The sequence below is a fragment of the Pseudomonas sp. FJ2-5-13 genome, from assembly GCF_029201605.1.
Lineage (GTDB): Bacteria > Pseudomonadota > Gammaproteobacteria > Pseudomonadales > Pseudomonadaceae > Aquipseudomonas > Aquipseudomonas lactis.
In genome coordinates, this window is record NZ_CP104045.1 from 3,668,265 (window position 1) to 3,693,606 (window position 25,342).

Here is a 25,342-nt window from a genome sequence, read left to right on the forward strand (position 1 = left end):
TCTGAATAATTCTGTTCTAAGCCGTTGCAGGATGTAACGCCTGGGGATTGGGATGGAAAAACACATGCTCGCGCACCGGCCCTAAGGCGACTTCGCCGATTTCCTCATAGCCCTGGCGCTTGTAGAAATCCAGGTAACGGGAGTTGCCGGTGTCGAGCACCACGCCGGATGAATGCGGATCGTCGGCACACCAATTGTGTACCGCTTCCAGCAACTGCTCACCATGGTGCTTGCCCTGGAACTGCGGGTGAATGCCCAGCAGCGGCAACACATGCACAGACTCGGTGGGCAGGCACGCCATGACGGCATGATGGTATTCCAGGTAACGCCGCGTACCGCGCACCCCGGTGCTCAGCCACATACGGATTTGCCAGGCCCAGCTTTCGGTGATGCCCAAGCGCCGCTGGGGCGGTGCAATCAAGGCGATGCCGATCAGCCGGTCATTGACGAACAGGCCGATGGCCGGGAGTTTCTGAAAGAAGTGCTGCTTGACCAGTTCGCGCACAGTGGCACGTACTCGCTGCTCATAGCCCGACCGCTCGGCTTCGAAGATGTAAGCGAAGGTCGGCTCATGGCGATACGCCTGGTACAGCAGGGATCGCGCTTCGCGGGAGTAACCGCTATTGAGCAGGCGGATTTCGGCAGTGGCCGTCGAAGTGTCTGGCATAACAATCAATCTCCCTGGGCGCCACTCAAACATGGCGTTCTTATGGGTACGAACCTGCACAGCTCCAGTCGTTCCCACATTAGCAGCGCATTCACTCTACCGCCACGCTGGCCCCCGTCCGACTTGTCGGCTAGCATCGCCCTTTTGCCAGACTGGACTGCCGACCATGAAAATCGTCTCCTTCAATATCAACGGGCTGCGTGCTCGCCCTCATCAGTTGGCGGCGCTGATTGAAAAGCATCAACCGGACGTGATCGGCCTGCAGGAAACCAAGGTCCACGATGATCAGTTCCCCTTGGCCGAAGTGCAGGCCCTGGGTTACCACGTGTACTACCACGGGCAGAAAGGCCACTACGGCGTGGCCCTGCTCTCGCGCAAAGAAGCGTTGAGCGTGCACAAAGGCTTTGCCAGCGATGAAGAAGACGCCCAGCGCCGTTTTATCTGGGGCACCTTCGCCGACGAAAATGGCCAGCCGGTGACCATCATGAACGGCTACTTCCCCCAGGGCGAAAGCCGCGACCATCCGACCAAGTTCCCGGCCAAGCAGCGCTTCTACGCAGACTTGCAGCACCTGCTGGAAACCCAGTTCAGCAACGACCAGGCACTGGTGGTGATGGGCGACGTGAACATTTCCCCGCAAGACTGCGACATCGGCATCGGCGCCGACAATGCCAAACGCTGGCTGAAAACCGGCAAGTGCAGCTTCCTGCCGGAAGAGCGCGAGTGGATGGAGCGCCTGAAGAACTGGGGCCTGGTGGACAGCTTCCGCCACCTCAACCCGGACGTGACCGACCGCTTCAGCTGGTTCGATTACCGCAGCCGTGGCTTTGAGGACGAGCCCAAGCGCGGGCTGCGCATCGACGTGATAATGGCGTCCACTGGATTGGTGCCACGGGTCAAGGATGCGGGGGTGGATTACGAGCTGCGTGGGTTGGAGAAGCCGTCGGACCATGCGCCGATCTGGCTGGAACTGAGCTGACAATACGGCCCAATGTGGGAGCTGGCTTGCCTGCGATTGCCATAGGTATCTACACAGCTCTGTAGCGCTCAACGGTAACCACGATGCGAAGCGAGCCGCTCTTGATCTTGATCTGCTTTTGATCTTAGGCGCCCCGTCAAACCACGCTGGCCGAACGCAGGCTTGAATTCGTGGGTAACCCGGCAGGACGCCGGGTTAGCCGCCCCGCGCCAGGGATGGCGCGTGGCGGCGGCCCACGGATTCAAGCCTGTGTTCGGGCACACCGAGCCTAAGCGAGGTGCCGAGTGGTGGGGCAAGAGCGTTTTGCTTACTTTTGACTGGGCCGGCATTCCGGCTTTTCAAAAGTGAGCCGCCGTCAGGGCGGAACCCTAAGCGGCCGTTACCGCAGCAATGGATATGTACACCATCCAACTGTGTTACCTGCCAGGCCGCCTTCGCGAGCAAGCCCGCTCCCACAATTGGATCGCGGGGGTGTCAGGTAGATAGGTGTCGGCTGCCAGGCCGCTATCGCAGGCAAGCCAGCTCCCACAGCTTGAACCGTGTTGTGTCGGTCATATGGCTGCAATCCAACTGACTTAATCTTGCGGCACTCCCTTTGGCTTGAGAAGGTGCCGGCATGATGCTGCGCGTTCTGTTCCTGTGTTTTGCAATCGCCCTCCCCGCCGTGGCCGCCCCTCTGCCCATTCCCGACCAAGGCTCGGCCCTGCGCATCCAGGGCTCCAACACCATCGGCGCGGCACTCGGCCCGGCGCTGGTCAAGGGTTTGATGGAGCATCAGGGCTTGCAGGACGTACACGCTGAAGCGGGTGCGGGGGCCAATGAACAGCGCGTGGTCGGCAAGACACGCCAAGGCCAGACGGTCACCATCGAGGTCGCGGCCCACGGTTCCAGCACCGGCTTTACGGCGCTGAAAAACAACCGCGCCGACCTCGCCGCAGCGTCCCGCCCGATCAAAGACAACGAGCTGGTGGACCTCGCCCCCTTAGGTGACTTGAAAAGCCCAGGCGCCGAGCATGTGATCGCCATCGATGGCCTGGCAATTATCGTCAACCCGCGTAACCCGCTCAGTACCCTGAACACCGAACAATTGGCGCAGATCTTCAACGGCGAAGTCAGCACCTGGGAGGCACTGGGCGGTACAGGCGGGGCCATTCATTTATATGCCCGGGATGATCAATCCGGCACCTTCGACACCTTCCGGGAATTGGTGCTGAGCCGCCGCGGCCAACCCCTCGCGCCGTCGGCCAAGCGCTTTGAATCCAGCGAACAGCTGTCCGATGCGGTGAGCAAGGACCCGCAAGGCATTGGCTTTATCGGCCTGCCCTCTGTGCGCCAGGCCAAGGCGGTGGCGATTGTCGATGGCGACTCCCAACCCATGTTGCCGCTGACCAGCCTGATCGCCACCGAAGACTACCCGCTGTCACGCCGACTGCTCTTCTACTTGCCGCCCTCTTCCCCCAACCCGTGGGCCAAGGCGTTGGTGGACTTTACCCAAGGCAGCCAGGGCCAGGCGATTGTGGCCGCCAATGGCTTTATCGCCCAGCAGGTGCAAGCGATTGGCGTGGCGCCGCGCCCGTCGATGCCCGACGACTACCAGGCCATCGCCCGTGACGCTCAGCGCCTGACAGTGAATTTTCGCTTCGACGAGGGCAGCGCCAGCCTCGACAACAAGGCGCGCCAGGATGTGCAGCGGGTGGTGGCCTATATCAGAAGCCACGGCAAGCTGGATAAACAGGTGACGCTGGTGGGGTTTGGCGACACCAAGAATGACCCACAACGTGCAGCTTTGTTGTCGAAATTGCGGGCGATGTCAGTGCGCCGGGAGCTGGTCAAGAGCGGCGTGGTGCTCAAGGATATTCGCGGGTTTGGCGCGCAGATGCCGGTGGCGGCCAATACGGCGGATGAGGGCCGGATCAAGAATCGGCGGGTGGAGGTTTGGGTGTACTGAGGCTTGAGTTTTGCGTGGTGGGCACTGGCCTCTTCGCGAGCAAGCCCGCTCCCACACTTGGCCGATTTCCACCATGAGAATGCGGTCCAGTGTGGGAGCGGGCTTGCTCGCGAATACAGGCGACGCGGTGTTACTGCCCGCCGCGCATCAATTCCCGCGGCACATACTTGCCGATCTCAAACTTGCCAATCGCCGCGCGGTGCACTTCGTCCGGGCCGTCGGCCAGGCGCAGGGTGCGTTGCATGGCATACATATAGGCCAGCGGGAAGTCGTTGGAGACCCCGGCGCCGCCGTGCATCTGGATCGCGCGGTCGATAACCTTCAAGGCCACATTCGGCGCCACCACCTTGATCTGGGCGATTTCGCTTTTCGCCACTTTGTTGCCCACGGTGTCCATCATGTACGCAGCCTTCAAGGTCAACAGGCGGGCCATGTCAATTTCCATGCGTGAGTCAGCGATCTTGTCGATATTGCCGCCCAACCGCGCCAAGGGCTTGCCGAACGCGGTGCGGCTGACCGAGCGTTTGCACATCAACTCCAATGCGCGTTCGGCCATGCCGATCGAACGCATGCAGTGGTGGATGCGGCCTGGACCAAGGCGGCCCTGGGCGATCTCGAAACCACGACCCTCGCCCAGCAATACGTTTTCATACGGCACACGCACATTATCGAACAGCACTTCGGCATGGCCATGGGGCGCATCGTCGTAGCCGAATACCGGCAGCGGCCGCAGGATTTTCACGCCGGGGGTATCGACCGGCACCAGGATCATCGAGTGCTGCTGATGGCGCGGTGCATCGGGGTTGCTCAGGCCCATGAAGATCAGGATCTTGCAGCGCGGGTCGCAGGCGCCGGAGGTCCACCACTTCTTGCCGTTGATCACCCACTCGTCGCCCTGGCGTTCGGCGCGGGCGGCCATGTTGGTGGCGTCCGAGGACGCCACATCCGGTTCGGTCATGGCAAAGGCCGAGCGGATCTCGCCGCGCAGCAGGGGTTCGAGCCAGCGCTGCTTCTGCTCTTCGTTGGCGTAGCGCACCAGCACTTCCATATTGCCGGTGTCCGGGGCGGAGCAGTTGAATGGCTCCGGGCCCAGCAACGAGCGGCCCATGATTTCCGCCAACGGTGCGTATTCAAGGTTGCTCAGGCCGGCACCCAACTCGGATTCCGGCAGGAACAGGTTCCACAAACCCTCGGCCTTCGCCTTGGCCTTGAGTTCTTCCATGATCGCCGTGGGCTGCCAGCGATCACCTTCGCTGACCTGGCGTTCGAACACCGGTTCGGCCGGATAGACATAAGCGTCCATGAACGCAGTGACGCGTTCACGCAGTTCCTGAACCTTGGGCGAATAGGCGAAATCCATGAGCAGCTCCCTTCTCTGAGAGGTTGTTTAGGTCATGCATTCGATGCTAGAACAGCGCTGATAATTTACCTAGCCTATTCTCGGCGTGTATTAACATTCATCACCGATATATGATCGGCGTATGAGCACCTAACAATAAGAGCGCAACGAAATGAATCTGAGCAAGGTCGATCTCAACCTCTTCATCGTCTTCGATGCGATCTACACCGAAGCCAACCTGACCCGCGCCGGGCAGATTGTCGGTATCACCCAGCCGGCGGTGTCCAACGCCCTGGCGCGGTTGCGCGAGACCTTCAACGACCCGCTGTTCGTGCGTACTGCCCAAGGCATGGTGCCTACGCCGATGGCGCAGAACATCATCGGCCCGGTACGCAATGCGTTGTCGTTGCTGCGCGTGTCGGTGCAGGAAAGCCGCATCTTCAACCCGCAGCAGGCGGCCAAGACCTACCGCATCAGCATGACCGACCTGACCGAAGCCGTGATCCTGCCGCTGCTGTTCCAGCGCCTGCGTCGCCTGGCGCCGACGGTGGTGATCGAGAGCTTCCTGTCCAAACGCCGCGAAACCACCAAGGAACTCGCGGCCGGGCGCCTGGATTTTGCCGTGGATGCGCCGCTCAACACCGACCCGCAGGTGCGTCACGTCAAGCTGATGGAAGACCGCTACGTGTGTGCCATGCGCAAGGGCCATCCGATGGCAGGCAAGGACAAATTCACGCTGGATGATTACCTGTCGCTGACCCATATCCATATCTCCAGCCGTCGCAACGGCTTGGGTTATGTGGACCTGGCCCTGGGCAAGATGGGCATCCAGCGCAAGATTGCCCTGCGTTCCCAGCATTACCTGATGGCCTCTCAGGTGCTGCAACAGACTGACATGGTGATGACCGTGCCCGAGCGTTTCGCCCGCCGTCATGAACTGCACTGGTTCCATCTGCCGGTCAACAACGTGCCGCCGGTGGAAACCCATTTGTACTGGCACGAAAGCACCGACCAGGACCCGGCGAACCGCTGGATGCGTGAACAGATGATCGAGTTGTGCCAGCAGGTGACGGCTCAGGAAAAGAAGTTGGATAAACAACAGGCTTGAAGTTGAAGGGCTCCCCCTGTGAGCGCCTAGGTATCTACACAACTTCGGTATGACGCCGAACCCGTGGCGAGGGAGCTTGCTCTCGTGACGGCCTGCCAGCCGACGCTGATCTAGCTGAAGCACCGTGATCCAAATGTGGGAGCTGGCTTGCCTGCGATAACGGCCTGCCAGCCGACGCCAATCTAGCTGACACCGCACGATCCAACTGTGGGAGCGGGCTTGCTCGCGAAGGCGGCCTGACAGTCCACATAGTTGGATTGGGTACATATCCGTTATTTAGGTAACGGCCACTTAGGGTTCCGCTCTGACAGCGGCTCACTTTTGAAAAGCGCAAAAGTAAGCAAAACGCTCTTGCCCCACCACTCGGCACCTCGCTTGGGCTCGGTGTGCCCGTAATCCGCCAGTGATTTGGGGGGCCGCCGCCACGCGCCATCCATGGCGCGGGGCGGCTAAACCGGCATCCCTGCCGGTTTACCCCCCAAATCCCTGTCGAATTCCGGCCAGCGTGGTTTGACGGGGCGCCTAAGATCAAAAGCAGAGCAAGATCAAGAGCGGCTCGCTTCGCATCGTGGTTGCCGTCTGCTGCTACAGCCCAGAAGTTGTGTAGATACCTATGTCTGTGGGCTTGCTTCCGATGGGCTGCGCAGCGGCCCTTGACGTTTACGTCAACCTGTAATTAGCTTAGCGCCAAGACTTTCTTGAGCACTGCCATGAGCACCACCTACAGCATCTCCGACCTCGCCCGCGAGCTCGACATCACCACCCGCGCCATTCGTTTCTATGAAGAGCAAGGCTTGCTGGCCCCGGAGCGTCGGGGCCAGGAGCGCATTTACTCGGGGCGCGACAAGGTCAGCCTCAAGCTGATCCTGCGTGGCAAGCGCATCGGCTTCTCCCTGGCAGAATGCCGCGAGTTGATCGAACTCTACGACCCCACCGGCGGCAATCAGATCCAACTTAACAGCATGCTGGCCAAGATTGCCGAACGCCGTGAGCAGTTGGAACAGCAACTGCTGGATATCGAACAGATGAAGCTGGAACTGGACACCGCTGAAGAGCGTTGCACCCAGGCCCTGGCGCAGACCATCAGCCAAGCCGGCCATTGACCAGAAGGTAACTGCCATGTCTCTCCCCTCCCACGTACGCCTGGTTGAAGTCGGCCCGCGCGACGGTTTGCAGAACGAAGCCCAGCCCATCAGCGTGGCGGATAAGGTCCAACTGGTAGACGCCTTGAGCGCCGCCGGTTTGAGCTACATCGAAGTCGGCAGTTTTGTCTCACCCAAGTGGGTGCCGCAAATGGCCGGCTCCGCCGAGGTCTTTGCGCAGATCCAGCGCAAGCCCGGTGTGACCTATGGCGCCCTGGCACCGAACCTGCGCGGCTTCGAGGATGCGCTGGCGGCCGGGGTCAAGGAAGTCGCGGTGTTTGCGGCGGCCTCCGAGGCGTTTTCCCAGCGCAATATCAATTGCTCGATCAGCGAAAGCCTGGAGCGCTTCGCGCCGATCATGGCCTCGGCCAAGCAGCACGGCGTGAGCGTACGCGGTTACGTGTCCTGTGTGCTGGGTTGCCCCTATGAAGGCGAGATCGCCCCGGAGCAAGTGGCGGCGGTCGCCCGCGAGTTGTATGCCATGGGCTGCTATGAAGTGTCCCTGGGCGACACCATCGGCACTGGCACGGCGGGCGCTACCCGGCGCCTGTTCGAAGTGGTCGGCGCGCATGTGCCACGGGACAAGCTGGCCGGGCATTTCCACGACACCTACGGCCAGGCCATCGCCAACATCTATGCCAGCCTGCTGGAGGGCATCACGGTGTTCGACAGCTCTATCGCCGGCCTGGGCGGCTGCCCTTACGCCAAAGGCGCCAGCGGTAACGTCGCCACCGAGGACGTGTTGTACCTGCTCAACGGCCTGGGTATCGACACGGGCATCGACCTGGAACGCTTGATTGGCGCCGGCCAGCAGATCAGCCAGGTGCTGGGACGGCCAACCGGGTCCCGCGTGGCGAAGGTACGTAACGCCGGGTAAGTAGCACAGCTGTGACAATGTGTTACCGCGCCCCTGCATAACGGGTAACGCGGGAACAAAATCGGCCGCACCGACTGAACGAAAATGCCGACCAAAAAACCAAACCATTGATTTCAAAGGCTTTTAAAAAGTTGGCACGCCTTCTGCTATCTCTATGGCATAACAAGAATAAAAAGCGCCAAACCTAATAAAAATAAGACGAAACGACTCTGACATAACAAAAACAACACGGCAGAGACGCAGCTAACAGATTTTTTTGGAGAAGATGTGCTTCCCAGGGTACGGCATGCCGCAACCCGCAACCGGATAGAGAAAAATAAAACTACCTCAGGTAGCTACCCACTGGTTGGATCGTTTACGAAGAAGCAGGTCAGCGTTCAAAAAAATACGTTTGCTCTTGACCCCGGATGGGGGTCGCAAAAAAAAGCGGTACGGGCCACGGCTACCAAAAACAACAACAGGCCGCCCCTCAATAATAAAAAAAGAGCACGCAACGACAAATTAAAGGGGACCTTCGGGTCCCCTTTGTGCTGCTCGCACTTTTTGACTTACGCGGATGCCACCTTCTTCGCTGAGAAATTGTTAAGCACTGTGACCGTCAGGGCCAGCATCGCCGCTGTCTCCTTGGCTTGTCGCTGCGCCCCCAGTTGTCTCATTTGCTGGTTATAAAAAGCATCGGTCATGGAACCGTCGGTCAGAATCTCATCCCGGTTCTTACCCAGCAGGTTAGCAACGCTGTCAATCGCTTCGTCGTAGTCCCGCTGCCACACCCGCTTTGCCTCTTGATCTACAGGACGACCCTGGCTTTTTTGCAGTTCCGTCACCTCTTCCAACGCCTCTCGCGTTTCAGTTATCAACTCAAAATCGGTGGCCGTCAGGGCGTTGAGTTCCTGTGTATATTGGGTGCGAAGCTGCTTCCTCCAAAACGCCATGTCTACAAAAAAACGACTCTTTTCGCTCATGTTTTTTTCGTCCTCAAGCACTTTTAGATAAGCAGCATCAAGTGTCTCTGAGCTCACACCCGCGGTTTGGCGATAGAGCATTTCGAAGGTTTTGATCGGCAAATTCAGCCGCTGTGCCAAGCCGGTGCGATACGCAAGAACAACTTCGGTCTCCTCCGCAAAGTCGGGCCCTCGCGCCTCGACATCACGCTGAGCGATGATATCCACCAACCTCAGGCGAAAAAGCCGCTCGCCAGTGCTGATAAAGGTCGCTTCTACTTCATGCTCCCCAACCCTCTCACGCGACTGTTCTACTAACAGCTCAGTTTCCAGCTTCATGAACTCAAGTACGCTTCCGTCACCACAGGTAGCGCGGCCATCAGCGGACTTAAACAATACGTCACGGGTCTTTTGATTCTCATAGACCGCTTTAATCATGTCCCAGACGCGCTCGGCCAACTGCGGTCGAGTGGCGCCGGATACGTACTCTGCGCAACGTGTCGTGTCCGCCACCACGGCGAAAAACGCCTCAGCCTGAGGACTGGAGCTGAGCTGGTCCCACATATCGCCGCGACTGGTTTGCATGTCTGCGGGAGAATCGTGCAGCCATAACCTGCGCCCCTCGACGAGGGTGACGTGGTCATCGGGAAAGCGCTCTTGCGATATAGGATTATCATGCACACTGATTCGACTTGGATGATCGAGGGCGTACTGAGGCAATTCAGTCATCGCGTTTGTATGCAGATCGATCCAGGCCAAGTTATTCAGATGTTCGACGCCTCTGGGGAACGTTGTCGTTCCGGTATTCGCCAGATTGAGCCGGTTCAAATCATGCATGTTGCTCAGGTCGGCGGCCCATCCCAAATGACGGTTGTGGGAGAGATTCAGTGTGGTCAAACTCCGCATGCCCTGGAGGCGTGCCTGGCTTTGCCCCGTCAGCCGTATGTCATTGTCGCTCAAATTGAGCGTGGTCAGACCCGCGCCACCCTTGGCGAACTCCGGCAAACGCGTGAAGTTGCTGTAGCTGATATCCAACCAGCGCAAACCGCCAAACCCATTCAAAAAGGGCAAGGATGCGTCCGAAAGATACATTCTCGATAAATCAAGACAGTCCACATGATCCATGTTCGCCGTAATCGGAGGTAACTCACCAATTTGCTCATCGGCCAAGCGCAGGATGTATTTCATCCCCTCCTGCTCGGAAGCCTGGGCTTGTTGCGATGACCTACGCTGCCATGCGTCTTTGAGTGTATTGGCGACCCGACCTCGGGCCCTGCGTTGTTGCTGCTCTCCTGCGTCGCGCCAAGCGTCCAGGTCGGTCTTGAGTTGCGTAAACTCGCGATTGAGTGCTTCCATTTTTGCCAGGAACGCAATATCGCTGACGCCTTGCAACCCCAACATTTGCTCCACCTCCTCAATGGACTGTGACGGATAAAGATCTATCGCTGCCCTTTCACACGCATAAGGCCGACGCCCCGCGCCAACTACCGGACTCAACGGGTAACCCATGCGGCCATCGGCAAGACGCATTGGCGGTTTGTAGCGTGGTTTGACAGGCTGCATCCCTAACAGCCTGCGCAGTTCATCGCGCGGCATCAGCGACATGTGCTCCAGCGCCTGTTTCAGGCTCGCGCCACGATCATGAGCGGTCAATTTCATCGCCCTCCAATCTTCGGGCGAAACCGCCGACTGGACAGCCCCATAGATATCCGCCTGCGAACTCAATATCGCAAACTTATCGTCTTGGACTTCATAAAGATTTTGGGAGCCAAACTTGATAAAGCGACGCTTGACGGCCGCATGCGCAGGTCCCAATGAATCCAGCAGACGCTCCCCTACGGGCAGCCGCTCGACGATATCGATGCGCAGGTCGCTGGGCCAACCAGGCAGCTTACTCAGGCTGTGCAGCACCATGCGTTGTGTATCGTCATTACCCAGGGTCTTGCGGTACAGCCCTTCGTAAGCCCGCGCCAAACGCACTTGCTGTTGATAATGGCGAGCCTCTTCCGCCAGGCGCAACGGCACGCGATTGTGTTCGGTGAGACTCCTCATTTCTGCAGAGTTGGCAGCGTTCAACAGTTCTTCAATAACGGATTGGGGAAGCGAGGGAAACACACGCTTGATCAACCTTGCGGCCTCGCTGCCTGCGCTCTCGGCAGCGGCATAGCGTTGAGCGAAAAGCTCAGACAGGTGCGCCGCCCTTTGTGAGGCGCTGACCGTGTTGGGTTCCTGCGCCACTGCACTGTCCATTTCCAATCGCTTCAAGGTATCGGCCAGGAGGGCAGGCAGTGGTGACTGATCTGCATGCATTTTGCGCAGAGCGTCCATATTGGTTTCAGACATTTGCACAATGCGTTCAAGCTTGAGGGGTTCATTTGCAAAACGCTCTGCTGTCGGGCCAAGCCGCTGCATCAACTGCGAATCGGTCAGTGTCAGCGGGCTTTCATGCTCATGGGCCCAAGCGCCAGCGCTCGTACGGCTTACCTTTGGGGTGTAAGCTGCCGCGTTGTCCGGGTGCAGGATTTTATAGTCATTGCTGGTCCCTACCCTCTCCACCCGGTAATACGTATGGTTTTCCCGCAGGTATAAGCCGTCTTCATGTTCATATAAGCCATGCTCATTGGCTGAGAGCCCATCGGGCAGTGTGACCTGTCGCTGGTAGGGTTTGAGGTCAGGAGAATACAGCCGGATATTGCCGTCAGGGCAACGCACGTGGGCCAGGCTCTCGACAAATGCTGTCTTGACAAGCGGTAACAACTTGGCGCCCACATACGTTGTTGCCGCATTGAAGACGATGGCTGAAACGTGGGCCCATGCGGCTTTTTTATCCCCCTCTTCCCACGCCTCTATACCTGAGCCGATCTCATGCAACATTTGCACCGCGCCAACCAGCAACATGACGGGCGCCAGTTCTGGAAAGACAAGGACTGCCACGTTCAAAACATTCAGAGCCGTGCTGCCTAACTTAAGCAGCCACGCGTTACGCGCACGCACCTCTGCCGCATCGGTGGAAACGGCGATCGCCTGGGCGTTATTGAGCATGAGATCGACGTTTTGCCGAGCATAGTCTTGCCACAACAACGAAAGACGCAGCCCGTAACCCATGGTGAATGTTTTTATGTCTTTCTTGTTGGCATCAAAATTTTTAAGTTCAGAAAATTGGTCAGTGGGATCAAGGTGCCGCTTCAGTTTGGTAAAAAATTGTGACCGGCTCGCGTGCGGAACGAACTGACTGAAAAAGAGCCGGTAATCCGCTTGGCATAATCGCTCCACCAAATCGACTTTGAAGTCATTTAAGCCTTCGTACTCCTTTAGCATGCAAACAGGATCTCCCGGAATGAATACTAAACAGGGTTCGCGTTTGTACACAAATACACCGTGCACGGGGTAAATATTCAAATGACCGATAACAATAATTTTCGCCAACGGCTGCCCCAACACGTTCAAACATGAACAACTGACTGTTTTTCCCAGCCACATCAGCTCCTTCTGATGCCACACCAACTGTTGTATCAGTTGGTAGGCCTCTTTCTTGATGTGCCGGCGCTCAAGCGCCACTTCGGCGGCGAACGTCAACTGCTGCATGGTCGCGCCAATCATCAGGTGACGAAGGGCTCTTGCCGAGGTACCCGCAGCTAAGTTGGGTGTATCGACGGGGCTGACAAACGACTCAACATACCTCAAGTATTGCGCGCCTAAATCCAACGTTCTGCACAGACTTGCAAACAAGGAGGGTTTTATCGGAGTTTTACGAGCGAGGACCTCGGCCTCATTAAATGCAAGAGACCGCTCGTGAAAATCGTACCGTGTGATGATACTGGCATCCTTGTCAGCCACTTCAAGCGTCTCTTCGGTCGCGAAGTTATTTAACGCGGCCTCGATTAAACTGACGCCTTCATAGCGGCAATATCCAGTGGCCTCCAGACCAAAGACTTTTGAGCGATCAGCAGGCACAAATACCTTGCGCGCAAAAAACAGCCGCCTGACATCATAATCCTCACCAAACTCCTCTTTCATTGCCGCCACTAGAAGAGGCTCGCAGAACGTCACAGCACCTTGCATTTTACTGAACTTTGCATCCAGCTTGTTCAGTGCTCTAAAACTACGCGTATAGGCCGTCGTCACGACCAACTTTCTCTGCGGCGATAAATTTGTATACCACTGCGGCACGACTAACTGTGTTTCAGCGAATGCCTTTTTGTGCTTGGCAGTAGCGCCGTCATACCAAGATGGCACCCGATCCAGTATGACATTCGCGTGCACACTCTGCGCCGCCCCCGACTGACTGCTATCGCGTTGATCAAGATCGCTCATTTACCGAATTCCATTTGACAGAACAAACAATCAATATCCGATCATTGCTCCATCAAAGAGGGGTATCCACATACCCCACACCGCGATTAAACCCTCCCTCAGCCACGAGTAGACGCCAACTCCTCTATGCTGATCTCCCGCATGCGAAATTTCTGGATCTTGCCCGTTACCGTCATCGGAAACTCATCCACGAATTTGAAATGCCTGGGCGTCTTGAAATGGGCGATACGGTCCTTGCACCAGCTCAATAGCTCCAGCTCGTTGGCCACCTGCCCGGGATGGAACTTGATCCAGGCAACAATCTCTTCGCCGTAACGCTCATCTGGAACACCGATGATCTGCACGTCCGCTACGGCCGGATGAGTAAAGAAAAATTCTTCCAGCTCCCGGGGGTAAACGTTCTCCCCCCCGCGAATAATCATGTCTTTGTTACGCCCGGCGATGCACACGTAACCCTGATCATCCATGGTCGCCAGATCGCCAGTGCGCATCCAGCCGGCGTCGTCGATGGCTTCACGGGTGCCCTCAGGGTTGTTCCAGTAACCGAGCATCACACTGTAACCCCGGGTGCACAGCTCACCGATCATGCCGCGCGCCACGGTGTTACCAGCCTCGTCGACAATCTTGGTTTCCAGTTGCGGTTGGGTGCGGCCCACGGTGGTGACACGCCGTTCGATATCGTCATCCGCGCCGGTCTGCAGCGACACCGGGCTGGTTTCGGTCATGCCGTAGGCGATCTGCACTTCACTCATGTGCAGCTCATGAATGACCCGACGCATCACCTCGATCGGACATGTCGCCCCAGCCATGATGCCGGTGCGCAGGCTGGACAGGTCGAACTCGGCCCGGCGCGGGTGATCGAGCAGTGCGATGAACATGGTCGGCACGCCGTATAAGCCGGTGGCATTTTCTTCGGCGACGGCGCTCAGCGTCAGCAGCGGGTCGAAACCGTCATTGGGGTAGATCATGGTAGTGCCGTGGGTGATGCAACCGAGGTTGCCCATGACCATGCCGAAGCAGTGATACAGCGGCACCGGGATCACCAGACGATCCCCTGCCGTCAGGCCCAGGCTTTCACCGACCATGTAACCGTTATTGAGGATGTTGTGGTGACTGAGGGTGGCGCCCTTGGGGAAGCCGGTGGTGCCGGAGGTGTACTGGATATTCACAGGTTGATCGAAATGCAGGCTGGCCTGGCGGCTGTGCAGTTGCTCGGGCGACACGCCGGCGCCAAGGGCCGCCAACTGCGACCAGGGCATGAATTCCGGCGGCGGGCTGGGGTCGAGGCTGATGAGGCCGCGCAGCTGGGGCTCCAGCGCCTGGAGCATGGCGTGGTAATCAGAGGTCTTGAACGAACCGGCGCATACCAGCCATTGGCAGCCCGACTGCTTGAGCACGTAATCCAACTCGCTGCTGCGATAAGCCGGGTTGATATTGACCAGGATCACCCCGAGCTTGGCGCTCGCCACCTGGCAGATCAGCCACTCGGCACAGTTAGGCGCCCAGATACCCAGGCGGTCACCGGTTTGCATACCCAGGGCGAGGAATGCGCGGGCGTGCAGCTCAACCGTCTCGGCCAGTTGCCGCCAGGTGTAGCGCCGCTGCTGGTGGCGCACCACCAAGGCTTCGCCCTGTGGATGCTGCGCGACGGTGTGATCGAATGCCTGGCCAATGGTCATGGCCAGCAAAGTCTTGTCCTGGGAGCCACGGCTGTAGCTCGGGTGCGGTTGATCCATAACGACCCCTGTTATCTTTTTTGTAGGTTGACGTATACGTAAACTACGATTGACAGCGTCGTAACGCAAGCTTACGTTAACGTAAAGGTGAGCGCCCTCCTCCCGCGCCCCGCCCACACAACAACAAAGCTCACATTAAGGTGCCTGTCCATGAGTTACCCGTCCCTGAACTTCGCCCTCGGCGAGACCATCGACATGCTGCGCGACCAGGTGCAGTCCTTCGTGGCCAAGGAGATCGCACCGCGCGCGGCCCAGATCGACATCGACAACCTGTTCCCCGCTGACCTGTGGCGCAAGTTCGGCGACATGGGCCTGCTGGGCATCACCGTGCCCGAGGAGTACGGCGGTGCCGGCCTGGGTTACCTGGCGCATGTGGTGAGCATGGAAGAAATCAGCCGTGGCTCGGCTTCGGTGGCGTTGTCCTACGGCGCGCACTCCAACCTGTGCGTCAACCAGATCAACCGCAACGGCAACCACGCACAAAAACTCAAGTACCTGCCCAAGCTGATCAGCGGCGAGCACATCGGCGCCCTGGCCATGAGCGAACCGAATGCCGGTTCTGACGTGGTGTCGATGAAACTGCGCGCCGACAAGCGCGGCGACCACTACGTACTCAATGGCAGCAAGACCTGGATCACCAACGGCCCGGACGCCAATACTTACGTGATCTACGCCAAGACCGACCTGGAAAAAGGCCCCCACGGCATCACCGCCTTCATTGTCGAGCGCGACTGGAAAGGCTTCAGCCGCAGCAACAAATTCGACAAGTTGGGCATGCGCGGCTCCAACACCTGCGAGCTGTTTTTCGACGATGTCGAGGTACCCGAAGAAAACATCCTCGGCGTGCTCAATGGCGGCGTGAAAGTGTTGATGAGCGGCCTGGATTACGAACGCGTGGTGCTCTCCGGTGGGCCTACCGGGATCATGCAGGCATGCATGGACTTGATCGTGCCCTACATCCACGACCGCAAGCAGTTCGGCCAGAGCATCGGCGAGTTCCAGCTGATCCAGGGCAAGGTCGCCGATATGTACACCCAACTCAACGCCAGCCGTGCCTACCTCTACGCGGTGGCCCAGGCATGCGAGCGCGGCGAGACCACACGCAAGGACGCCGCGGGCGTGATTCTTTACAGCGCCGAGCGCGCCACGCAAATGGCCCTGGATGCGATCCAGATTCTGGGCGGCAATGGCTATATCAATGAATTCCCCGCCGGGCGCCTGCTGCGTGACGCCAAGCTCTACGAAATTGGTGCGGGCACCAGTGAGATTCGGCGGATGTTGATCGGTCGCGAACTGTTCAACGAAACCCGCTGAAGGAGTGCACCATGGCCACCCTGCACACCCAGCTCAACCCGCGCTCGGCGGAATTCGCCGCTAACCGCGCGGCGATGCTTGAACAGGTCGACGCCCTGCACAGCCTGCTCGCCCACGTCCACCAAGGTGGCGGCGCCAAGGCCCAGGAGCGCCACACCTCTCGCGGCAAGCTGTTGCCCCGCGAGCGCATCAACCGTCTGCTCGACCCGGGCTCGCCGTTTCTGGAGCTGAGCCAACTGGCCGCTCACCAAGTGTATGGCGAAGACGTCCCGGCGGCCGGAGTGATTGTCGGCATCGGCCGCGTGGAAGGCGTCGAATGCATGATCGTGGCCAACGATGCCACGGTCAAAGGCGGCTCCTATTACCCGCTGACCGTTAAAAAACACCTGCGCGCCCAGACCATCGCCGAGCAGAACCGCCTGCCGTGTATCTACCTGGTGGACTCCGGCGGCGCCAACCTGCCACGCCAAGACGAGGTGTTCCCCGACCGCGAGCACTTCGGGCGGATCTTCTTCAACCAGGCCAACATGAGCGCCCAGGGCATTCCACAAATCGCCGTGGTGATGGGCTCGTGCACCGCCGGCGGCGCCTACGTGCCGGCCATGGCCGACGAAGCGATCATGGTGCGCCAGCAAGCCACCATCTTCCTCGCCGGCCCGCCACTGGTGAAGGCCGCCACCGGTGAAGTGGTGAGCGCCGAAGACCTGGGCGGTGCCGATGTGCATTGCAAGGTCTCCGGCGTGGCCGACCACTATGCCGACAGCGATGAACACGCCCTGGCCCTGGCGCGGCGCAGCGTGGCCAACCTCAATTGGCGCAAGCAAGGTGAGCTGCTGCAACGCCCACCGGTGGCGCCGTTGTACAGCAGCGACGAGCTGTACGGCGTGATCCCGGCGGATGCCAAGCAACCCTTTGATGTGCGCGAAGTCATCGCACGGCTGGTGGACGGCTCGGTGTTCGATGAATTCAAGGCCTTGTTCGGTACCACCTTGGTGTGTGGCTTTGCGCATTTGCATGGCTACCCGATTGCGATCCTGGCCAACAACGGCATCCTGTTCGCCGAAGCCGCGCAAAAAGGCGCGCACTTTATCGAACTGGCCTGCCAACGCGGAATTCCCCTGCTGTTCCTGCAAAACATCACTGGTTTCATGGTCGGTCAGAAGTACGAGGCCGGCGGCATTGCCAAGCATGGCGCCAAGCTGGTCACCGCCGTGGCGTGCGCCAAGGTGCCGAAATTCACCGTGATCATCGGTGGCAGCTTTGGTGCGGGGAACTATGGGATGTGTGGCCGCGCCTACGACCCGCGTTTTTTGTGGATGTGGCCCAACGCACGGATTGGCGTGATGGGGGCCGAACAGGCCGCCGGGGTACTGGGGCAGGTCAAGCGCGAACAGGCTGAGCGCGCCGGCAACGGTTTCAGTGCCGAGGAGGAAGCCGCGATCAAGCAGCCGATCCTCGACCAGTATGAAACCCAGGGCCACCCCTACTACTCCAGCGCGCGCTTGTGGGATGACGGCGTGATCGACCCGCTGCAGACCCGCGACGTGCTGGCCCTGGCCTTGTCTGCCGCACTGAACGCCCCCATCGAGCCGAGCCGCTTCGGCGTGTTCCGCATGTAACCTGTAGGAGCGAGCTTGCTCGCGAAGAACCTCAGGGCAACGCGGTCATTCTCAAGCCCCGCGTTATCGTTGACGATCTTCGCGAGCAAGCTCGCTCCTACAGGAGGCCTCTCATTATCATGGAGCTCCTTGCATGAGCGACTTCAACACCCTCGAACTGATCACCGACCGCCGTGGCTTTGCCACGCTGTGGCTCAGCCGTGAAGCCAAGAACAACGCGTTCAACGCCCAGATGATCCGCGAGCTGATCCTGGCCCTTGACCGCGTACAAGGCGACCCGTCCCTGCGTTTCCTGGTACTGCGCGGGCGTGGCAAGCACTTCAGCGCCGGTGCCGACCTGGCCTGGATGCAGCAGTCGGCCGAGCTGGACTACCACACCAACCTGGACGACGCCCGGGAACTGGCAGAGCTGATGTACAACCTGTCCAAGCTGAAAATCCCCACGCTGGCGGTGGTACAAGGCGCCGCCTACGGTGGCGCGCTGGGCCTGATCAGTTGTTGTGACATGGCCATCGGCGCCGATGATGCGCAGTTCTGCCTGTCGGAAGTGCGTATCGGCCTGGCACCGGCGGTGATCAGCCCGTTCGTGGTGCAGGCCATCGGCGAACGCGCTGCCCGTCGCTATGCACTGACGGCCGAGCGGTTCGGCGGCCAACGCGCACGGGAGATCGGCTTGCTGGCGGAAAGTTATCCGGCCGAGACTCTGGATCAACAGGTGGACCAGTGGGTCGCCAACCTGCTGCAAAACAGCCCGGCGGCCATGCGTGCCAGTAAGGATTTATTGCGTGAAGTGGGCAACGGTGCCCTCACCCCCGCGCTGCGCCGCTATTGCGAAAACGCCATTGCGCGCATTCGGGTGAGCGCCGAGGGCCAGGAAGGTTTGCGCGCGTTTCTGCAAAAGCGTGCGCCAAGTTGGCAAGACCAGGAGCCGCGTTCATGAGCACACTCACCACCGTTCTGGTGGCCAACCGTGGCGAGATCGCCTGCCGGGTCATGCGCACCGCCAAGGCCATGGGGTTGACCACCGTAGCCGTGCACAGCGCCATCGACCGCGATGCCCGCCATAGCCGTGAAGCCGATATCCGCGTCGACCTGGGCGGCAGCAAAGCCACCGACAGTTACCTGCAAATCGACAAACTGATTGCCGCCGCCCACGCCAGCGGCGCCCAGGCGATTCACCCCGGCTACGGCTTCCTTTCAGAAAACGCCGGCTTTGCCCGGGCCATCGAGGCGGCAGGCCTGATCTTCCTCGGCCCGCCCGCCTCGGCCATCGACGCCATGGGCAGCAAATCCGCGGCCAAGGCCCTGATGGAAACGGCTGGCGTACCCCTTGTGCCGGGTTATCACGGCGAGGCCCAGGACCTGGAGACCTTCCGCGCCGCCTGTGACCGTATCGGCTACCCGGTGCTGCTCAAGGCCACGGCGGGTGGCGGTGGCAAGGGCATGAAGGTGGTCGAGGACGTCAGCCAGCTGGCTGAAGCCCTGGCTTCCGCCCAGCGTGAGGCGTTGTCGTCCTTCGGCAACGGGCAGATGCTGGTGGAGAAATACCTGCTCAAGCCGCGGCATGTGGAGATTCAGGTGTTTGCCGACCAACATGGCCATTGCCTGTACCTCAATGAACGCGACTGCTCGATCCAGCGGCGCCATCAAAAGGTCGTGGAAGAAGCCCCGGCGCCCGGCTTGAGTGTGGAGCAGCGCAAGGCCATGGGCGAAGCAGCCGTGCGCGCTGCCCAGGCCATCGGGTATGTCGGCGCGGGCACGGTGGAGTTTTTGCTGGATGCCCGTGGCGAGTTTTTCTTCATGGAGATGAACACGCGGCTGCAAGTCGAGCACCCGGTGACCGAAGCGATTACCGGCCTCGACCTGGTGGCCTGGCAGATTCGGGTGGCCCAGGGCGAGGCGCTGCCGATCACGCAAGAACAGGTCGCGTTGAACGGTCATGCGATTGAAGTGCGGCTGTATGCCGAAGACCCGGCCAATGACTTTCTGCCGGCCACCGGGCACCTGGCGCTGTACCGCGAGTGCCGCCCTGGCGCTGGGCGCCGCGTGGACAGCGGCGTCGAGCAAGGCGACAGCGTGTCGCCCTTCTACGACCCGATGCTCGGCAAGTTGATTGCCTGGGGCGAAGACCGCGAACAGGCGCGCCTGCGCTTATTGAGCATGCTGGATGAGTTTGCAGTCGGCGGGCTCAAGACCAACCTGGGCTTTTTGCGCCGCATCATCGGGCACCCTGCGTTTGCCGCGGCCGAGTTGGACACCGGGTTTATTCCGCGCTATCAGGATGAGCTGTTGCCGACGCCAGGGGCCTTGAACGATGAGTTCTGGCAGGCGGCGGGCGCGGCGTTTATGCAGAGCTTGCCGGTGGGTGATGGGCCTTGGGCAAATAACCAGGGCTTTCGTGCGGGCTTGCCTGCCGAGGTGTCGCTGCACCTGAGCTGCAATGGACAGGATCGGCTGATGACACTGGCCGACCACTCAGCGCAGTTATGCGGCGAACAATTGCTGACTGAACACCAGGGCGTGCGCCGTGCCCATCTGGCGGTGCGCAATGAAGGTAGCCTGTACCTGCGCTGGGAAGGCGAGATGCATGCCGTCAGCCTGTTCGATCCGATTGCGGCGGTCGGGGCCAATCAATCTCATCAAGGCGGCCTCACCGCCCCCATGAACGGCAGCATTGTGCGAGTACTCGTAGAAGTGGGTCAAACCGTTGAGGCTGGTACTCAACTGGTGGTACTCGAAGCCATGAAGATGGAACACAGCATCCGTGCGGCCCACGCCGGGGTGGTCAAGGCGCTGTTCTGCCAGGAAGGTGAAATGGTGGCCGAAGGCAGCGCGTTGGTGGAGCTTGAAACGGCCGACTAGAACTTCGCCGTGGCCTGCACCACCACCCCCAGGAGGCGACAACCGTCGGTAAGCAACACCTTGGGGTAAGTGGGATTGAGCGGCACCAGGTAGTGCTGGCCGCTCTCTTCCTGCAATTGGCGAAAGGTGGCGTGGGGGTTACCGGCCCATTGGGCCACCACCAGTTTGCCGGGCTCGGGCGGTATGGCCGGGTCAACCAGGATCATCATGCCAGCCGCAATGCTCATGCCCGTGGGCGCAGTCATGGCGTCCCCTGTCACCGGCAACCAGAATGCCTCACCTTGAGCGTGGTAATCGGTCAATTCGTAGCGCTCGGTTCTATAAGGTGCCCGCTCTTCACGCAGCTCGCAGGCCTGCTTCCAGTCGCTGACCGGGTAGCGGAAATACGGGTTGTAGTGCGCTTGCAGTTCAGGCGCTTGCGTGGCCCGTTCACGAATCTCCAGCGCCACCTCCAAATACCCCAACCCCAGTTCGGCCAGTACGCGGTTCATGTCCGCCAGGCTCGGCACACGGCGTTTATTGAGCCAATGGCCGATGCCGCCCTGGGACATGCCCAGGCGCTGCGCCAGTTCATCCTGCGTGACCTTGCGGTCTTTCATGTTGGCTTTGACCAACGCTATCCAGTTATCCATGGCGCATCACAATACGGCGCCCATTTTTGCGGGCAATAAACAGTTTGTAGTAATCCATAAAACGACAGGAATACGATACGTACTATCATCAAGCCCAAGGATTTCGACACCCACCGGAGTACTGCCGCTTATGACGACCCGCACGCACCCAACGCCCGAAACATCCGAACTGACTGAAGTAAACGACATGTGCAGCAGTGGCGCGGCCCAGCGCGCACTGGACTACTACTTGAAAGAAAATCGGTCGACGCCGGCCTCGGACGGGGCCATGTTCGCGATCAAACCCGAAGTGAGCCAGGAGGAAGCCCTGATACACGCCTCGGACTTGTTGCGCAGTGCAGCGGCTACCGCCTACGAATCGGCGTGCAGCCATCAAGGCAACCAGCGTGATCTGGCGTTTTCGGTGGTGTATTTGATCGATATGGCGAAAGCGATGGTGGAGCGGTCGTTGCAGGCGCCAGGGGCGGCGGCAAACGCGTAGCAGGCACGAAAGAAAAATATTTCTATCCCACGGATAAAAACATTTGACTTGCAAATGATAATGATTATTATTGGGCTCAGCTGATCGCGAGATCAGTCGATAGACCAAGAGACCTTAGGTCGGACTCTTGGAATATCTCCTCATCAGGCTAATCACGGTTTTTGACCCGGCTCTTTGGCCGGGTCTTTTTTTTGCCAGTTTCCCTGGCGTGGCTTCAGGCTAATGAAGACTGTGTGTTGCTTGATGGCGCGCATGGTAGCAAAAGACTATCGCTCAAAGAAAGTCGTCCGAACGCTCTAGCCCGTATATCTGCGAATTAGCGCTTGAGAATCAATCTCATAGACTCTAAGCTGCCGCGGCGTCACGGATGACGCCCCCTCCCCTGCAACAATTTTTGCATCCAGGTTTTACCGAACCCCTGTGTAAGATAGCCGCCACATCACTCATATTCAGGCAACCAGACTATGACCGTGGCCTTGACCTCCATCAAGATCAGCACCGACTTCGACAGCGGCAACATCCAGGTCCTGGATGCCAGTGACGCCTATCAGTTGTTGCTGGCAATCAAACCCGACACCCGCAGCGATCACTACCAATGGTTCCACTTCAAGGCCGAAGGCATGCATGTGGGGCACACCCATACCTTTCGCTTGAGCAACGCCGGGCGCTCGTCTTACAAAAATGCCTGGAGCGGCTACAACGCCGTGGCGTCCTACGACCATATCAACTGGTTCCGGGTACCGACGCGCTTTGATGGCGAGATCCTGCACATCACCCTCCAGACCCGGCAAAAGCACGTCTGGTTTGCCTACTTCGAACCCTACAGCCGTGAACGCCATGACTGGTTGATCGAGCAAGCTCTGAAGTACGCCGGGGTCACCCTGCTGGCCACCGGCAAGAGCGCTGAAGGCCGCGATATCCAACTGCTGCGCCGTGGCAAAGGGATCGAAGGCCGGCGCAAGGTGTGGATCATCGCCCAGCAGCACCCCGGCGAACACATGGCCGAATGGTTTATGGAGGGCGTGATTGAGCGCCTGCAAAAGGACGGCGACGACGAACTGAAAAAACTGCTGGCCGTCGCTGATCTGTATCTGGTTCCGAACATGAACCCGGACGGCGCCTTCCATGGCCACCTGCGCACCAATGCCATGGGCCAGGACCTCAACCGCGCCTGGCAAAGCGCCAGCCAGGAACTCAGCCCCGAAGTCCTGTTCGTCCAGCAACAGATGGAAAAATACGGCGTGGATATGTTCCTCGACATCCACGGCGATGAAGAAATCCCCTACGTGTTCACCGCCGGCTGCGAAGGCAACCCGGGCTATACCCCGCGTATCGAAGCTTTGGAAAAACACTTCCGCAGCCATTTGAGCCACCTGACCCGGGACTTCCAGACCACCCACGGCTACACCCGCGACCTGCCCGGCCAAGCCAACATGACCCTGGCCTGCAACGCGGTGGGAGAAAAGTACGACTGCCTGTCCCTGACCCTGGAAATGCCCTTCAAGGACAACGACGACGCACCCAACCTGCGAACTGGCTGGTCAGGCGATCGTTCGAAACAGTTGGGCAAGGACGTGTTGAGCAGCGTCGCTGATATCGTCGAGCGTTTGCGCTAACCCCTGTGACAAGCTCTTTGTGGCGAGCGAGCTTGCTCGCCACAAAAAGCGGTCAATCCTTACTGCCGGTCATGCTTTGCAAGACGCCGTCGCGGCGGATCAGACCGTGGAACAACGCGGCCGCCAGATGCACCAGCACAGTGATAAACAGTAGATAGGCTAAATAACCGTGAGCCTTGCGCAACAACGCAAACAACGGCGCATTCGCCCCCACCAGCGCGGGCAGTTGCAGGTTACTGCTGAGCATCACCGGGTCACCGGCCGCTGAAATCATCGCCCAACCCAGCAGCGGCAACACCAGCATCAAGGCGTACAACAGCACATGGGAAGCCTTGGCTGCCAGCCTTTGCCACACCGGCAAATCCGCTGGCAACGGCGGCTGGCGCGTCGAGAAACGTACCGCCAGGCGCACGATCACCAGCGCCAGAATCGCAATGCCCAGCGGCTTGTGCAGGTGGATCAGCCACTCATGACGCTCCGACACTGACGCCGCCAAGCCCGCACCGATAAACAGCATGGCGATGATCATCAACGCCATCAGCCAGTGCAGCACGCGCGCCAGGGGCGCAAAGAACCGTGGTTGAGCATTCATGGCTTCGACTCCTGAGGGGCGCTGTGCAACGGGCTGACTTCACCGGCCCGGCGCAGGTACGAACTGGCATACGCGGCCGAACGTGCGGCCAGCAAGGGGTCGTTGGAGGCTTGGATACCACTGGGCAGAATCAGCGGGTCAAAGTTGATATCGCGGCAATCGCCGTCTGCCTGGGGCTGGCTGCTTTGCAGCACAAGGGTGCCAGCGTTGAGCACCTTGTGTGCGCCGCTCCAGGTTTTGCTCGCGTCATCCAATGGGTCGCCTGGGTTGGCCAGGGTCATGTTCAACTGCCAACGCAACGGCCCGGCAGCCAGGCGTCGTACCAAATCCTGCTCCAGGAAGTCACTGCCCGCAGGGGCGGTATCACCCGCCGCGTCCTGGCTCTGGGGCATCACCTCCCAACGCACGGCCTGGCGTGTGCCATCGGCAGCCACCAAGTAAAACGCGTTGATGCCGTTATAGGTTTCAGTCGCGTAACTGGCCGATGGCTTGGCGGTCTTGACCCAGGCCAGGAACGGCGCGGTCTCGGGGTGTGCGGCAAAAAACGCCGGCATGCTCGAGGGGTTCGGCTTGCCCGTGGCCGGGTCTGGCGCACCGGCCTTGAGCAACTGGTAGAACGCCTCGGGCGTGCCTACCGGGAACACCGGCATGCTGTTCATCCCTGTACGCCATTGCTGGCCGTTGGCCTGGCTGAATTGCACGGCAAAGCTGCGAATCGGCACACTGCTGTCCGGCGCGTAGGGGTTGCCGCTGGGCAAGGCAAAGCGGCCAATGATCGGGGTCTTGGCCTCGCTGAACACCTGAGCACTGGAATACGCACGGGCCTCGGTACTGCTCTGGAAATACCCTGCCACGCACACGCCCTTGGCATGGTTACGGCGAAAGCCCGGATGCACGCCGTTATTGGTTTCCAGGGCATTGACCAAGGTCTTTGGCCGCAGACGTTGTGGGTCGAGCGTGCCATTGACGTAGGCAAATGCCCCTACCACCACCGCCACTAAGCCCCCAATACACGCCAGCCTGACCAGCAGGCTGGCGGTACTAAGAGGCGGACGCGGCGGTAAAGAGTGATCAACCATAAAAAACTCCAGGGCCAGTGGCCGCAGGGGAAAAGTGTTATGAGACGAATCTCACGTAGGCTTATTCCCCGTTCACTGTAGTTTTTTTGTAGTAGA

18 protein-coding genes are annotated in these 25,342 nt (G+C 59.5%); 11 read left to right on the forward strand and 7 right to left on the reverse strand.

The genetic code is table 11. The features are described from left to right. Positions 1–16: 16 nt before the first annotated feature. On the reverse strand, positions 17–667 hold the full coding sequence (locus tag N2A98_RS16055) for a GNAT family N-acetyltransferase (protein ID WP_275622317.1): 651 nt from the start codon (positions 665–667) through the stop codon (positions 17–19). Positions 668–833: 166 nt separating this feature from the next. On the opposite strand from N2A98_RS16055, the gene xthA reads away from it, so the two are divergent. Both xthA and N2A98_RS16065 read left to right on the forward strand, forming a co-directional pair. Next, positions 834–1,646 carry an exodeoxyribonuclease III gene (xthA, locus tag N2A98_RS16060; RefSeq protein WP_044274028.1) on the forward strand — a complete coding sequence of 271 codons (813 nt, stop codon included), beginning with the start codon at positions 834–836 and terminating at the stop codon, positions 1,644–1,646. A 616-nt stretch (positions 1,647–2,262) separates the two neighbouring features. Next, positions 2,263–3,594 carry a phosphate ABC transporter substrate-binding/OmpA family protein gene (locus N2A98_RS16065; RefSeq protein WP_275622318.1) on the forward strand — a complete coding sequence of 444 codons (1,332 nt, stop codon included), beginning with the start codon at positions 2,263–2,265 and terminating at the stop codon, positions 3,592–3,594. Between the two features lie 130 nt (positions 3,595–3,724). Here the strand turns inward: N2A98_RS16065 and N2A98_RS16070 are convergent, their stop codons facing one another. After that, positions 3,725–4,954, reverse strand: a complete 1,230-nt coding sequence (locus N2A98_RS16070; RefSeq protein WP_032896588.1) for an acyl-CoA dehydrogenase — start codon at positions 4,952–4,954, stop codon at positions 3,725–3,727. A gap of 151 nt (positions 4,955–5,105) precedes the next feature. Here N2A98_RS16070 and N2A98_RS16075 point away from each other — a divergent pair, with 151 nt between their 5' ends. The 3 genes from N2A98_RS16075 to N2A98_RS16085 all read left to right on the forward strand — a co-directional run bounded on the left by N2A98_RS16075 (position 5,106) and on the right by N2A98_RS16085 (position 8,060). Then, positions 5,106–6,041 (forward strand): LysR family transcriptional regulator, encoded by a 936-nt coding sequence (locus N2A98_RS16075; protein ID WP_032896586.1) that lies wholly within the window; start codon positions 5,106–5,108, stop codon positions 6,039–6,041. A gap of 710 nt (positions 6,042–6,751) precedes the next feature. Beyond that, complete coding sequence (locus N2A98_RS16080; protein ID WP_032896584.1) at positions 6,752–7,144, forward strand: MerR family DNA-binding transcriptional regulator; 393 nt, start codon at positions 6,752–6,754, stop codon at positions 7,142–7,144. Between the two features lie 16 nt (positions 7,145–7,160). Continuing rightward, on the forward strand, positions 7,161–8,060 hold the full coding sequence (locus N2A98_RS16085) for a hydroxymethylglutaryl-CoA lyase (protein ID WP_044274655.1): 900 nt from the start codon (positions 7,161–7,163) through the stop codon (positions 8,058–8,060). 548 nt (positions 8,061–8,608) lie between these two features. On the opposite strand, the gene N2A98_RS16090 is transcribed toward N2A98_RS16085, so the two are convergent. Further along, the gene (locus N2A98_RS16090; RefSeq protein ID WP_275622319.1) at positions 8,609–13,315 is read right to left on the reverse strand and encodes an NEL-type E3 ubiquitin ligase domain-containing protein; all 4,707 of its coding nucleotides are present in this window, start codon (positions 13,313–13,315) and stop codon (positions 8,609–8,611) included. Positions 13,316–13,413: 98 nt separating this feature from the next. Then, entirely contained in the window at positions 13,414–15,051 is a 1,638-nt protein-coding gene (locus tag N2A98_RS16095) for an AMP-binding protein (RefSeq protein WP_275622320.1), read from the reverse strand. Positions 15,052–15,201: 150 nt separating this feature from the next. Between N2A98_RS16095 and N2A98_RS16100 the strand changes: the two genes are divergently transcribed. The 4 genes from N2A98_RS16100 (at position 15,202) to N2A98_RS16115 (ending at position 20,846) form a co-directional block, all read left to right on the forward strand. Next, entirely contained in the window at positions 15,202–16,365 is a 1,164-nt protein-coding gene (locus tag N2A98_RS16100) for an isovaleryl-CoA dehydrogenase (RefSeq protein WP_032896578.1), read from the forward strand. 11 nt (positions 16,366–16,376) lie between these two features. Continuing rightward, positions 16,377–17,984, forward strand: a complete 1,608-nt coding sequence (locus N2A98_RS16105; RefSeq protein WP_275622321.1) for a carboxyl transferase domain-containing protein — start codon at positions 16,377–16,379, stop codon at positions 17,982–17,984. 133 nt (positions 17,985–18,117) lie between these two features. Next, positions 18,118–18,924 carry a gamma-carboxygeranoyl-CoA hydratase gene (locus tag N2A98_RS16110; protein ID WP_044274658.1) on the forward strand — a complete coding sequence of 269 codons (807 nt, stop codon included), beginning with the start codon at positions 18,118–18,120 and terminating at the stop codon, positions 18,922–18,924. After that, entirely contained in the window at positions 18,921–20,846 is a 1,926-nt protein-coding gene (locus N2A98_RS16115; RefSeq protein WP_275622322.1) for an acetyl/propionyl/methylcrotonyl-CoA carboxylase subunit alpha, read from the forward strand. Before N2A98_RS16110 ends, N2A98_RS16115 begins: the two co-directional genes overlap by 4 nt. On the opposite strand, the gene N2A98_RS16120 is transcribed toward N2A98_RS16115, so the two are convergent. After that, positions 20,843–21,478, reverse strand: coding sequence for a S24 family peptidase (locus N2A98_RS16120; protein ID WP_044274660.1), 636 nt, complete (start codon positions 21,476–21,478; stop codon positions 20,843–20,845). The genes N2A98_RS16115 and N2A98_RS16120 overlap by 4 nt on opposite strands. Positions 21,479–21,608: 130 nt before the next feature. On the opposite strand from N2A98_RS16120, the gene N2A98_RS16125 reads away from it, so the two are divergent. Next, positions 21,609–21,959: a DUF3077 domain-containing protein gene (locus tag N2A98_RS16125; protein WP_171905479.1), complete on the forward strand. Its 351-nt coding sequence runs from the start codon at positions 21,609–21,611 to the stop codon at positions 21,957–21,959. Positions 21,960–22,423: 464 nt separating this feature from the next. After that, on the forward strand, positions 22,424–23,575 hold the full coding sequence (locus tag N2A98_RS16130; protein WP_044274661.1) for a M14-type cytosolic carboxypeptidase: 1,152 nt from the start codon (positions 22,424–22,426) through the stop codon (positions 23,573–23,575). Positions 23,576–23,627: 52 nt separating this feature from the next. Here N2A98_RS16130 and N2A98_RS16135 read toward each other — a convergent pair whose 3' ends face one another. Continuing rightward, positions 23,628–24,167, reverse strand: a complete 540-nt coding sequence (locus tag N2A98_RS16135) for a cytochrome b (protein WP_078803376.1) — start codon at positions 24,165–24,167, stop codon at positions 23,628–23,630. Then, complete coding sequence (locus N2A98_RS16140; RefSeq protein WP_275622323.1) at positions 24,164–25,246, reverse strand: catalase family peroxidase; 1,083 nt, start codon at positions 25,244–25,246, stop codon at positions 24,164–24,166. Before N2A98_RS16140 ends, N2A98_RS16135 begins: the two co-directional genes overlap by 4 nt. Positions 25,247–25,342: the final 96 nt, after the last annotated feature.